The 11,943-nt window shown below is 57.2% G+C and carries 10 protein-coding genes and 1 tRNA gene; 5 read left to right on the top strand and 6 right to left on the bottom strand.

The window, feature by feature from the left end; all coding sequences use genetic code 11:
• Positions 1-3: 3 nt before the first annotated feature.
• From B1C80_RS08135 to tgt, 4 genes are all read right to left on the bottom strand, one after another.
• The gene (locus B1C80_RS08135) at positions 4-999 is read right to left on the bottom strand and encodes a glycosyltransferase (protein ID WP_077920587.1); all 996 of its coding nucleotides are present in this window, start codon (positions 997-999) and stop codon (positions 4-6) included.
• Positions 1,000-1,019: 20 nt separating this feature from the next.
• A complete protein-coding gene (locus B1C80_RS08130) occupies positions 1,020-2,312 on the bottom strand; it encodes a nucleotide sugar dehydrogenase (protein WP_077920586.1) in 1,293 nt (430 codons plus the stop codon).
• Positions 2,302-3,432: a GNVR domain-containing protein gene (locus tag B1C80_RS08125; RefSeq protein ID WP_077920585.1), complete on the bottom strand. Its 1,131-nt coding sequence runs from the start codon at positions 3,430-3,432 to the stop codon at positions 2,302-2,304. The genes B1C80_RS08130 and B1C80_RS08125 overlap by 11 nt, the downstream gene beginning before the upstream one ends.
• 90 nt (positions 3,433-3,522) lie before the next feature.
• Complete coding sequence (gene tgt, locus B1C80_RS08120; protein ID WP_077920584.1) at positions 3,523-4,653, bottom strand: tRNA guanosine(34) transglycosylase Tgt; 1,131 nt, start codon at positions 4,651-4,653, stop codon at positions 3,523-3,525.
• A gap of 490 nt (positions 4,654-5,143) precedes the next feature.
• Between tgt and B1C80_RS08115 the strand changes: the two genes are divergently transcribed.
• From B1C80_RS08115 to B1C80_RS08100, 4 genes are all read left to right on the top strand, one after another.
• On the top strand, positions 5,144-6,376 hold the full coding sequence (locus B1C80_RS08115; protein WP_077920583.1) for a glycosyltransferase: 1,233 nt from the start codon (positions 5,144-5,146) through the stop codon (positions 6,374-6,376).
• A gap of 59 nt (positions 6,377-6,435) precedes the next feature.
• Positions 6,436-7,065, top strand: coding sequence for a 16S rRNA (guanine(527)-N(7))-methyltransferase RsmG (rsmG, locus tag B1C80_RS08110; RefSeq protein ID WP_170315646.1), 630 nt, complete (start codon positions 6,436-6,438; stop codon positions 7,063-7,065).
• 297 nt (positions 7,066-7,362) lie between these two features.
• Entirely contained in the window at positions 7,363-7,692 is a 330-nt protein-coding gene (locus B1C80_RS08105) for a hypothetical protein (protein ID WP_077920582.1), read from the top strand.
• A gap of 121 nt (positions 7,693-7,813) precedes the next feature.
• Positions 7,814-7,887: transfer RNA gene (locus tag B1C80_RS08100), tRNA-Asn, on the top strand.
• 159 nt (positions 7,888-8,046) lie between these two features.
• Here B1C80_RS08100 and B1C80_RS28080 read toward each other — a convergent pair.
• Together B1C80_RS28080 and mobC are read right to left on the bottom strand one after the other, a co-directional pair.
• A complete protein-coding gene (locus B1C80_RS28080; protein ID WP_139361616.1) occupies positions 8,047-9,477 on the bottom strand; it encodes a relaxase/mobilization nuclease domain-containing protein in 1,431 nt (476 codons plus the stop codon).
• On the bottom strand, positions 9,477-9,845 hold the full coding sequence (gene mobC, locus B1C80_RS08090) for a plasmid mobilization relaxosome protein MobC (RefSeq protein ID WP_077920581.1): 369 nt from the start codon (positions 9,843-9,845) through the stop codon (positions 9,477-9,479). The genes B1C80_RS28080 and mobC overlap by 1 nt, the downstream gene beginning before the upstream one ends.
• Before the next feature lie 266 nt (positions 9,846-10,111).
• Between mobC and B1C80_RS08085 the strand changes: the two genes are divergently transcribed.
• A complete protein-coding gene (locus B1C80_RS08085) occupies positions 10,112-11,917 on the top strand; it encodes a type IV secretory system conjugative DNA transfer family protein (protein WP_077920580.1) in 1,806 nt (601 codons plus the stop codon).
• Positions 11,918-11,943 lie beyond the last annotated feature (26 nt).

Genomic DNA, 11,943 nt, shown 5'->3' with positions numbered 1-11,943 from the left:
CGGTCAGAGGTCCAGTATGGCGAGCAGCTGCGCTACCCGCCGGTCAAACGTATGATGCTCCTGAAAATGTCGGTACTGCCGGTCGGCCAGCTCGTGGCGCTCGTCGGGGCGGGTCAGGTACTGCCTGATGCTGGCGATGGCTTCGTCGAGGGTATCGAACGTCACCTTGTCAGACGGCACCCCCGTACAGGCGGCAACCATGGGTTTGTTGTCGCACAGCTGAAACCCGCCGATGCCGTTGATTTCAAAATATTTCTGATTGGCCGACGACACCTCGGCGTAGTGAAAGCCGTTGAATACCACTTTAGCGCCGTAGACGAGCCTATTTTTCTCCTCGCCTGTCAGGTAGCGCGTTCGCCATTGGACCGGGCCCTCCAGGTGCCGGTACCGACCGGGCTGTCCGTAAACGACCAGGCGCAGCCCCGCCCGCGCCAGCTGCCCGATCAGCCGGGCCCGGTAGGCGTACAGACTTCCGTAGACCAGCACATCGACCTGCTGCCTGCGTTCGGCATCGGCTTTGGGGAGGCTGGGTCGGCGGTGTACGCGGGGGTTGAATGCTTCGGGCAGGTAGTGGGCGTTCAGCCCGGCTTTATCGCGCAGGAACGCCACCAGATACGGCTCTTTCGAGAAATAACAATCGTAGTCGGCTCCGATGATCTGCTGCTGCTCCAGGTTGGTGAGCGCGTCGGGATTGATCTGGGCAACGGGCACTCCCGGCAGATCGCGTTTCAGCAGGTCGACCAGCAGGGGGTGCAGGTGGCGGTATACGACCAGCACCAGATCGGGCCGACATTGCCGAACCCGACGGGCCAGCTGCCGGGCCAGCTGCCGGTCATAAGGCTCCGCAAAACGAGCTATCCAGTAGCTGAGCCGCATCGGAACAGGCAGTCCGTCGGTTATGTCGACCAGTTGGGGATGGTGGCCCAGCGCCCGGAACGAATCTCCGAGGTGATACTCCAGCGAATCGAACGCCCGACGTCCCACCAAGACAACCTTCATCGGTCTAGCTGCGCAAATGCCTATAATCGCCAGTAATCGAACCCATCGTCAGGGCTAATGGCATACAATCCTTTTACGTCGAGCAGAATGGGCGTGCCGTTCATCAGCCCCCGCAGATACGCCACCTCATACTGCCGGAAGGGGTCATGCCCTACCGCCACGATAACGGCATCGTAGGGCCCCGCGGGCTGATCGAACAGGGCCAGCCCGTAGGCCTGGGCCACCTCCCGGGGCGATGCGTAGGGGTCAACTACGTGTACGCTGATAGCCAGTCCCATCAGCTCCCGAACCAGATCGACCACTTTCGAGTTGCGGATATCCGCCACGTTTTCCTTAAAACTCAGCCCCATCACCAGCACCCGCGATTGCGCAGGCACCTTGCCATTGCGTACCAGCATCTGGTTCAGCTTAGCCGCAATAAAGGCTGGCATGGCTTCATTGATACGTCGGCCGGAGTTGATCACCTCGGGGTCGTAGCCGAGCTGACGGGCTTTATAAAGCAGGTAGTGCGGGTCGATGCCGATGCAGTGACCACCCACCAGCCCCGGCGTGAACGGCAGAAAATTCCATTTCGTGGCAGCCGCTTTCAGCACGTCCTGGGTGTCGATCTGCATGCGGTCGAAGATGATAGCCAGCTCGTTCATGAGCGAGATATTCAGGTCACGCTGTACGTTCTCGATCACCTTGGCCGCTTCGGCCACGCGGATGCTGGGCGCCACATGAATACCGGCTTCGATAATCCGGCCGTAGACCCCGGCGATGGTCTGAACGGCTTCGTCGTCGCTGCCCGACACGACCTTAACGATGGTAGTCAGCGTACGAACCCGATCGCCGGGGTTGATGCGCTCGGGCGAGTAGCCCAGCCTGAAATCAGTGCCGAGCCGCAGCCCCGACCTTTGTTCGAGTACCGGCAGGCAGTCCTCTTCCGTACAGCCCGGGTAAACCGTCGATTCGTAGACCACATAATCGCCCGGTTTCAGCGCCTGGCCAACGGTTTCGGATGCCCGGCGCAGCGGCTCCAGATCGGGCTGATTGTTGGCGTCGACGGGGGTAGGTACCGTTACGATGAAAAAATGAGCCTGCCGCAACCCGGCCGGATCAGCCGTAAAGTGAATGTCGGTACCGGCAAAATCGGCGGTCGTCATCTGCTGCGAAGGGTCCAGCCCCTGCTGCATCTGCGCCACGCGGTCGGCATCGATGTCGAAGCCGATCACCCGGAACTGCCGCGCCAGTGCCAGCGCCAGGGGTAGCCCCACGTACCCCAGCCCCACCACCGCTATCCGTTTCTGTTTTATTACCAGTTCATCGATCATTCGTTGCAGCGCTAGTCCGCGCGGTTCGTTCAGGTGTATCGGTATCGCTTTTGTGTACCGGTCTGTCCAGCCAGCTGCGCCAGTCCATAGCCCGTATCAGCACGTAGCCAGCGCCCAAAGCTAAGCCCCCCAGCCCAAACAGCAGCACCAGCAGGGTCCGTTTGGGCGAAACCCGTTCGAGCGGTACCGTTGGGGGTTCAAGGACTTTAAAGACCGGCGTCCGCTCCTGCACCTTCAGCCGGGCCTGTTCGTAGCGCCGGGCCAGCTCGGTATAGAGCCCCTGCGCCAGCGTCAGCTCGTCGGTCAGGCGCTGCCGCTCCAGCGTGGCCGTTTGCAGAAACAGGCGCTGGTGCTGGTCGTTATGCCGAAACAGCCGGAGCTGCGCCGTCTGGTAGCGCTGGCGGGCGTCGGCAAGCTGCCGGCGATAGAACAACAGATCCTGCCGGGCCTTTTCGGTGCGGTAGCCCACTACGTACTGCTGCAGGTAATCCACGGCCAGCTGCGCCACCGTTGCCGACGCGCTGGCATCGGGCATCCGGGCCGTTATCGTAATAATGCCGGAGCGTGTGTCGAACCGCGCACTCACCCGCTCGCCGATGGCCTCAACGAGAGCATTCTGCCGCATCGACAGCCGAATGGGCTGCCCGGGCCTGACCCGCGCGGGCGGTGCCAGCTCGCGGCTACCCGCTCCGAACCACCGCCCGATCTGCGCGACCAGGCTACGCTCCGGGCGAATCAACTGGCCAACGGTGGTCGTATCGCCCTGGGTCAGCCGCACGCGCTGATCGATCAGCGCCAGCAGAAAAGGGGTGCTCTGCAGAATATTGGGGTACAGATCGGGCCGAATGGTTTCGGTATCGGTGCCGTCGGAGAGATCGAAGCCCGAAAACCCCGCCACCGACGCCAGCTGCCGGATTCGGTCGCCCGACCCATCGGTCAGTTCGGGCATCACCCGCGCCCCGGCCGCGTACTCGGGCCGGAGCAGCAGCGCCACCGCCACGCCCAGCAGCGCGCCCGCCAGCCCGGTCAGCCAGACCAGCCGCCGGTTGGCCCAAAGCACGCGCCCGCTGGTTTCGGGCGACAGCTCGGCCCAGGCCAGGCGCTTTGGATGGATAGTCACGGTGTCCAGATCGGGGTGGTTCTGCCCTCTCCGACGTACAGACACGCCCAATGTCTCTGCTGACCGGTAAAGTTAGCGGCCGGGCGGGCGTTACATCCGCTGCATCAGCCGAACGACCATCTCGTTTTTCCAGGACAGGAAGTCGCCCGCTTCGATATGGGCCCGCGCCTGCCGCACCAGCCAGAGGTAGAACGTCAGGTTATGCAGGCTGGCAATCTGCCCGCTCAGCAGCTCGTCGGCCTTGAACAGATGCCGGAGGTACGCTTTGGAGTAGAACGTACTGGCGTAGCCGCCCAGCCCCGCATCGATCGGACTGAAGTCGCGGCTCCATTTTTCGTTCTTGATATTCATGATGCCTTCCGTGGTGAACAGCAGGCCATGGCGGGCATTGCGGGTTGGCATCACACAGTCGAACATATCGACGCCCCTGGCAATGGCTTCGAGGATGTTGGCGGGTGTACCTACGCCCATGAGGTAGCGGGGTTTGTCGGCAGGCAGGATTTCGTTGACCAGCTCAATGGTTTCGTACATGGCTTCGGCGGGTTCGCCCACGGCCAGACCACCAATGGCGTTGCCTTCGCGCTCCTTGCTGGCAATGAACGTTGCCGACTGTTTCCGCAGGTCGGGATAGGTGCTGCCCTGTACGATAGGGAACAGGGTTTGTTTATAGCCGTAGTGTCCCTCGGTGCTGTCGAACCGGTCGATGCAGCGGTCGAGCCATCGGTGGGTCATCTCCATCGATGCGCGGGCATAGCCGTACTCGCAGGGGTAGGGCGTACACTCGTCGAACGCCATGATGATATCGGCGCCGATGGTCCGCTGAATGTCCATGACGCCTTCGGGCGAGAAGTGGTGCTTCGACCCGTCGATATGTGACATAAACGTGACCCCTTCTTCCTTGATCTTGCGCGTTCCCGACAGCGAATAGACCTGGTACCCACCCGAATCGGTCAGGATAGGGCGTCGCCAGCCGTTGAACGCATGCAGTCCACCCGCCTGCCCCAGCACATCGAGGCCCGGACGCAGGTACAGGTGGTAGGTATTGCCCAGAATAATTTCGGCGTTGATGTCGGTTTCGAGTTCACGCTGGTGAACGGCCTTCACGGTCCCGGCCGTGCCGACTGGCATAAATATTGGTGTCTGTATAGGCCCATGATCCGTCGTAAGCAGCCCCGTCCGGGCCTTCGACTGTGGATCATGCGCCGTAATCGAAAAATTCATCCACAAAGATAGGGAAGGAGTGATGAGTTATGAATGATGAACGATGAGCGATGAGTTATGAGTGATGAATGATGAGTTATGAGTGATTGGCGATGAGCAATGACAGCTATGAGCCACCTGTGGCCGTGTCCTCACGGCCACCTTCGCGTCAGCAAAGCCATCCGGACGCATAGTCGTGGGAACATACTCGCCGGTCCTGTTACTTGATTACGCGACAGCAACACCATCCGGACAGGTACCCGTGGGGACACGGCCACGGGTGGCTCTTCATTCATCGTTTATCATTTATTGTTCATCATTTATCGTTAATCATTTATCATTCAGAACTCATCATTCAGTCCCGCTCATCACTCATCACTCATCACTCATCACTCATCATTCATCATTCAGTCCCGCTCATCGCTAATCACTCATAACTCATCACTCTTCTTTACCTTTGCCGCTTCATTCAGATAATCAATTCACTACTGAACAACCGTTTACTTTTTCCGTGATCACTGCCCTCCTGATCGCCTGGCTGCTTGTGGTCGGCATTCAGCTCGTTTATATCCTGTTTATCTACACCCGAACGGCCTTTTACCGGCAACCCCAGCGGATGGCGGTAGCGGTGGCCGAAGCGGTTTCGGCGCCAGTCCGATCGCGACAGGCCGCTGGTGAGACACTGACCGACGACGAAGCCGCGGGCGTGACGGTCGTGGTTTGTGCCCATAATGAGCTGCACAACCTGACCGAGCTACTGCCCCTGCTCAACGAGCAGCACTACCCCACCTTCGAAGTCCTCGTCATGGACGACCGCTCGACCGACGGCACCGTAGCGTACCTCGAAAACGACATCACCAGCCTCGACCGGGTTCGGTTCATCCGCATCGCCAACGAACACGAGCACATTACCCCGAAGAAGTACGCCCTGACCATAGCCCTCAAAAAAGCCACCTACCCCACCGTCCTGCTCACCGACGCCGACTGCCGCCCCGCTTCGGCCGACTGGCTGGCCGGTATGGTTACTCCCCTCTCCGACCCCAGCCGCGACATCGTCCTTGGTTTTTCACCCTACGAAGCCCGGCCGGGTCTGCTGAACCTGCTCATCCGCGCCGAAACGCTGTTTACGGCCGTACAGTACTTTTCGCTCGCGCTGGTGGGTCGGCCGTATATGGGCGTGGGGCGCAACCTGGCCTACCGGACCAAAACCTTCTTCGCCAACCGGGGTTTTTATACCCACAAGAACGTGCTCGGTGGCGACGACGATCTGTTCATCAACGAAGTAGCTACGGCCCGCAACACCGCCATCTGCCTCGACGAAGACACCTTTGTGTGGTCGAAACCGAAGGAAAGCTGGGCCGACTGGCGCATCCAGAAACGGCGGCACCTGAACGTAGGCAAGCACTACAAGCCAGGTCATAAATTCCGGCTGGGTCTGCTCACCGGCTCGCACGTACTCAGCTGGCTGCTGGCCCTGGCGGCTGGTAGTGTGCTGCTGATAAAAGAAGTGCGCCAGGTGCCGTTCACGACCGACGAATGGCTACTTTTGCTCGTTGCCTCGGGCGTGTTTACGTTCCGGTGGCTGGCGTTCTGGGGCGTTGTGGGTCGAATCAGCTACCGGCTGGCGCATACCGTTCACTGGGCGCTGGTGCCGTTGACCGACCTGATGCTCGGCATCTATTACGGTCTGGCGGGTCTGAAAACCCTCTTCCGCCGACGTCGGCAGCGCTACTACTGGCGGTAGATGGCTAGAGAGCACCGATGAACGGTCGGCATCTGACCGGGCCAATTGATTGAACTGTGATGACTATTGATCTTCTGCTTACTTATTTCCCGAATCTGACGGAGCAACAGCGAGAGCAGTTTGCCGCGCTGGACGGACTCTACCGCGACTGGAACGCCAAAATCAACGTTATTTCGCGCCAAGACATCGACGCTCTGTACGAGAAGCACGTGCTTCACTCGCTGGGTATCGCCAAAATTGTGTCGTTCAAACCCGGCACCGAAATCCTGGACGTAGGCACGGGGGGCGGCTTTCCCGGCATTCCGCTGGCCATTCTGTTTCCCATGGCCGACTTTCATCTGGTCGACAGCATCGGCAAAAAGATCAAGGTGGTGCAGGAAGTGGCCGACGCGCTGGGCCTCACCAATGTCAGGGCCGAGCAGGCCCGCGTGGAGCAGCTCAACACCACCTACGATTTTGTGGTTAGTCGGGCCGTAACGCGGCTGAAGCCGTTTCTGGGCTGGGTTCGCTACAAGATTCACAAAAATGGCAACAACGACCGCCCCAACGGGGTTTTGTACCTGAAAGGCGGTGACCTGACTGAAGAACTCGCCGAAGTCCCTGACCGGTACCGGGTCTACGACCTCTCCGATTACTTCAAAGAGCCGTTTTTCGAAACCAAAAAAGTAATTTACGTCCCGAAGAAATAGGTACCACGATGAAGAAACACCGGTTCGCCAGCTACAGCCTTCTACCGTCGGTAACGCGATAAAGCCACGTCAGCGCATGCGTGGCCGAGTGGCCGCTACCTTAGTCCGTGCGGTTGTCACCGTGGTCCGTGTCTCCACGGACCACATGACCGGATGGTTTTCGCTGACGCGAGAGTGATCCAACTACGCGTCCCGGTGCGGATCGAAGCGCCGACCGCACGAACGAGGACAAACCAACCGACCCTGGAGGCCCTATACCGACAACCGGATTTCAACATTGGCATACCCTGATCAACTATGAACGAAAAATTCCATTCCAGCAGTTTCAAAGACCCCATCAACCGCGACGAGGTTGAGTTCAACGACAAAGGGGTTACGTTTCGGGTGCGCAAGCTCATCGGCGGCACCGACAACTTCGTGTTCTACTCCGACATTTCGGGCGTCGAGATCGACAACGGCGTTTTTTTCTCGACGGTACGGGTTATTCCGCGGGCGCGGCCGGAGATCGTGATCCGCAACTTTACCAAGGGCGACGCCCGGCGCATCAAGGAGCTGATCCTGCAGAACGTGCCGAGCAACCGCCCCGATATGTTTGGTGGCCCTACGGGCGGCTATCCAGCGCGCTGATCATCAACGGGGTAGCTGGCCTATCCCGCCTGCTGACGTCCTGACGGCATATTTTTTCTAAGAATATACTTGCGCGGTGTTGTGTTACGCACTACTTTTGCACCCACAATAACCGACACACTCCCGAATAGCTCAGTCGGTTAGAGCATCTGACTGTTAATCAGAGGGTCGCTGGTTCGAGCCCAGCTTCGGGAGCCTGACAATCAAGCACTTACGAGATAAAACTTGTAGGTGCTTTTTTGTTTGCACAAGATTTGCACAAAGCTTTTGAGACGGCTCAGAACAGACAGCCTATCCTAGAGTCACTATTGGGATTCACCAACACCAGCGTACCCCAATTTTTCACGAATACTTTTAGCGCACCCGCTTTTTCACCTTTTGCCGATTGCGCTCGCGGATCGCCCTCTGCTCCTGCATCAGTTGTTCAAGCTCGTCTTCGTCATCAGCTACCTCCGCTGTCGTCAGTTCTTCATTCTCAAAAAATTGCCGGGCGGTTGTCTGCTGTCGCAGCGCGGTTTCATCTGAGATTGGGGCATCCTGATTAACCAAGTCGTCTTCAGCCTGCAAAAACCCTTTCAGGATATCCTGGTATCGTTTACGATTCAGTTCTACAAGCGGTTGACTTGCCTCTTCTTTGTTAACCGCCCATTGTTCCGCTATCCCTTGCTGGCTCTGTTGGCTCTCGTCGCTTTGCGGCTTCGCACTAATCTCCTCTCTTGTCACCGGGTGATCTTCTACGTGCGGTGCTGTACTTTCTTCGGCGGTGCTTTCCTCGGCTTGGCCCGTCAATTCATCTGCATTCAAAAAATAGTCCCTGACCCGTTTCTTTTTCTTTTCAAGGCTATCGGGTTGGTGGTTGACTTCCGTCAATTCCTGACCTGATTGGATAAAGCTTTCCGCCAAACCATTCATTCGCTTGCGGCTCTCGGTCTCTATTTCCTGCGTCGCATCCTGCTTATTATCCCGGAAGGCGTTAGTCGTTCGTTTCGCAGTGTCCAGATCGAACTGCGGTTCAGCTTTATTCGCATCACTGACCCCCTCCTGCTTTTGCCGCATCAGTTCGATCGCTTCTTTTTCCGGCATCAGCGTCTCATTGCGTAAACGCTGGCGAACCTCTTTGATGCGTATCCCCTTTAGCTGGCGCACCAGATCGAATGACCGCCCATGCTCATCCACCACCATAAACGGATGGCGCGGGACCCCTTCGGCTAACAGATAGCCGCTTTCATGAACGGCCTTAACAAACTCTTTTCCCGTTTCAGTCTGGTTCCATAGATTGGTCAGTGCTTCTTTGAGTTCAGGTCGGTGCTGATTTCGATGCGGGGTTGGTTGCTGTTCAAACACCCGCTCCATTTCTTTACGGGCGCGATCTTGAGCTAGTCGGCTAAACTTGTTGTCAATCACTTTGCCGGTTTTATGGTCGTAGCGTTCCCAGACCACATGCGCGTGTGTCCGCCCCTTTTTGGTGTGCAGGACAATCACGCGCCGTTGCTCGGGCAACCCTAACTCGTTCCCTAAAATATCAGCCGCCTTCAGCCAGTCCTTTTCGCTCATCTTCCGGTCTTCGCTGTAGGCTGGATTGATTTGGGTGTGGTACAGTCCTTTCTGACTTTTGGTCAGCTCACTGGTCATCGACATGCTTTGCAAGGTCTGATGCACATAAGCGTCGGTAGCGTTTAAGCGTCCGGCAACGTCCATAACCTGGACACGTTCGTTGGCTTCTCCAGAAAGGAGATACTGCGCTAACTGCCTGCCATTGCCCCGTATCGCTCCCCGGATGACCATTAGCTGAGGTGTTTAAGAACCTGGGCCGTGAGCGCATCCAAGCCTTGCATGGCCTGATTGATCTCATCCGTATCGATACCGGCTAACTGCCCTGTTTCATCACGGCTATTAAGGGCACGGGCAATCTGGTTGACGTTGCTGCCGATCTTACCCAGTTCGGCCATCACATTGAGGAGCAATTCACGATCAGGCGTGGGCTTATGCCGCAACGGCTGTGTAGCCGCCATCGTGCGCAGCCGCATAAAGTCGCTGGGCGTATAGCCGCTGTCAGCCGCCATCTGCCAGATACGGAGTTTCTCGGATGCCGTTACGCGAACGCGAATGGTGAAGTCGCGTTTGTCCGTATCCTCCTTTGGGGGTCGTGCCATAGGCGGTAGCGTTTAGAGGGCGGGTTAAGGGAGGGAGCATCCCCACCCTTACAAGAACGGTTTGACGGCTACAATAACGGAGTTTTTGTAGCTACAAACCACGTCTTGCAACACCTACCCACGAAGATAAGCAGGTAGAGGAATTGTTGGTAAACCTTGGGGCTTATTTTTTATCCTTTACCGTACTGACGCTGAGTTGGTTGTTTGGAATTTTCGACGCTGCTTTTTATTTTTCAGGCATCCACGCACCATGACCCTTCTCGTTTATGAATCCTGCCTCCGACAATGCGCCTGCCCAATCCGGCTGGCTCCGCAACTGGTTCGGTGTCACGTCCGCCGAAGTTGACTATCTGTTTCGCTTCAATCCGGATTCAGCGGCCTTCAATAAGGCCCTCCTCTTTGTCGTCGGGCTGGTCCTGACGCCCATCACGCTGGCCGGGGCGTTACTGGGCTATACCCGCGCTTACAAACGCTTCGTCAAGCCGCTGGCCGAAGCTCCCCTACTCTACCCGCTCCGGCCCATTGTGCGCTTTGCCATGTTGGCTGGGGCCCTTCTGATCTGGGTCGCCCTGTTTATCGGTTTTATCTCGCTTGGCCAAATGGCGGTTTTGGTTGGCATGACGGGGCGCGTTTTCCTGATTTATCTTACCGTCAACCTGTTTTTTTCCCTGATCGTCTTTTTTAGCTTTCGACGCTGGCAGATCGGCATCAATAATATGCTGATCGAGGGTAACCGCTTTGGCTCGGCCCGGTTTGCCCGGCCCAACGAGCTTGACCCCTACCGGCAGGGACCCGGCCTCTACATCGGGGGCGGGTATGTCTTCAAGGATAAGGGTCATATTCTGACGGTGGCAGGGACGCGGGGCGGCAAAGGCACTAACCTGATCATTCCCAATCTGCTGGGGCTGGGCGATTACCAGGGGTCATGGGTCGTGATCGACCCTAAAGGCGAGAATGCCGCGATCACGGCGCGGTATCAACGCGAGACAGGCCGTCAGGTCGTCGTGCTTAACCCCTGGGGCCTACTGGCCGACCAGATAGGTGATGCAACGTCTTACAACCCGTTGGACATCCTGGCTGATACCACCAGCATTCATCTGGTCGATGATGCGCAGATGGTGGCCGAGATGCTGGTGCCCATCGAGAAAAACGACAAGAACCGGTTCTTTACGGATACGGCCCGATCGATAGTGACGGGGCTAATCATGCAAATCGTCACCACCCAGGAGGGCGACGACCGGACGCTGACGACGCTCTGGAAATGGGCCAGGTTGGCAGGGGACGATTGGGATGAATTGGTGGCCCGGATGCGGCTCAACAGTGATCCCGTCAATGGTGAGATCATCCGCAATGCGGGCAACGAGATTGTCAAGCTGATGGAGACCGGTGAAGAGACGTTTGGCAGCATCATCTCGTCTGTTTTACAGGCCACCGACTTCCTGAAAAGCCCGGCGTTGCAGCAATCGCTGCGTTCCGGCTATGACCCCACGACGCTTTCGGATGGCGACACAGCCCTCTATATCATCATTCCGGCCGACAAATTGCAAAGCCATGCACGGTGGTTACGGTTGATTGCCACGACTACCCTACGGGCCGTAGTGCGCAACCCGAATAAACGCGTCACTTTTTTGCTCGATGAATTTGCAGCTTTGGGATATCTTCCTGAAATTGAGACCGCATTGAGTACCTATGCTGGGTTTGAGGTCACCGTTTGGCCGATCCTGCAATCGCTGATTCAACTGCAAGGACTATATGGGGAAAACTGGGAAACGTTCACGGCAAATACAGTTGTCCGCCAGTTCTTTACGATCAATGATAATTTCACGGCAAATTATGTTAGCGCTGCCATAGGGCAAACGAGCCATGTCATTACAACACACGGGTTGTTTGGAGGACTAAGTGATGCGAACGCCAATCAGCGGCCTTTAGTAACGCCGGATGAAGTAAGACGTGGATCAGCGAAAAACATCTTCGCTTTTCTAGGTGGCAATCCGCCTACTACATTCACTAAGCGATCTTACTATCAAATGCAAGAATTATTAGATCGCGATGATATAAATCCTTATTTGTAGATAACATTATCCTAATTGGCTATCTA

The organism is Spirosoma sp. 209 (assembly GCF_002006735.1).
Lineage (GTDB): Bacteria > Bacteroidota > Bacteroidia > Cytophagales > Spirosomataceae > Spirosoma > Spirosoma sordidisoli.
Note: the sequence above shows the minus strand (reverse complement) of the source record. Positions and strands in the feature narration are given on the sequence as shown.

Excerpts from the sequence above, each read along its gene's own strand:
- tgt (WP_077920584.1), bottom strand. The coding sequence starts at position 4,653 with ATGAATTTTTCGATTACGGCGCATGATCCACAGTCGAAGGCCCGGACG.
- B1C80_RS28080 (WP_139361616.1), bottom strand. The coding sequence starts at position 9,477 with ATGGTCATCCGGGGAGCGATACGGGGCAATGGCAGGCAGTTAGCGCAG.
- rsmG (WP_170315646.1), top strand. The coding sequence starts at position 6,436 with ATGACTATTGATCTTCTGCTTACTTATTTCCCGAATCTGACGGAGCAA.
- B1C80_RS08105 (WP_077920582.1), top strand. The coding sequence starts at position 7,363 with ATGAACGAAAAATTCCATTCCAGCAGTTTCAAAGACCCCATCAACCGC.
- mobC (WP_077920581.1), bottom strand. The coding sequence starts at position 9,845 with ATGGCACGACCCCCAAAGGAGGATACGGACAAACGCGACTTCACCATT.
- B1C80_RS08130 (WP_077920586.1), bottom strand. The coding sequence starts at position 2,312 with ATGATCGATGAACTGGTAATAAAACAGAAACGGATAGCGGTGGTGGGG.
- B1C80_RS08085 (WP_077920580.1), top strand. The coding sequence starts at position 10,112 with ATGAATCCTGCCTCCGACAATGCGCCTGCCCAATCCGGCTGGCTCCGC.
- B1C80_RS08135 (WP_077920587.1), bottom strand. The coding sequence starts at position 999 with ATGAAGGTTGTCTTGGTGGGACGTCGGGCGTTCGATTCGCTGGAGTAT.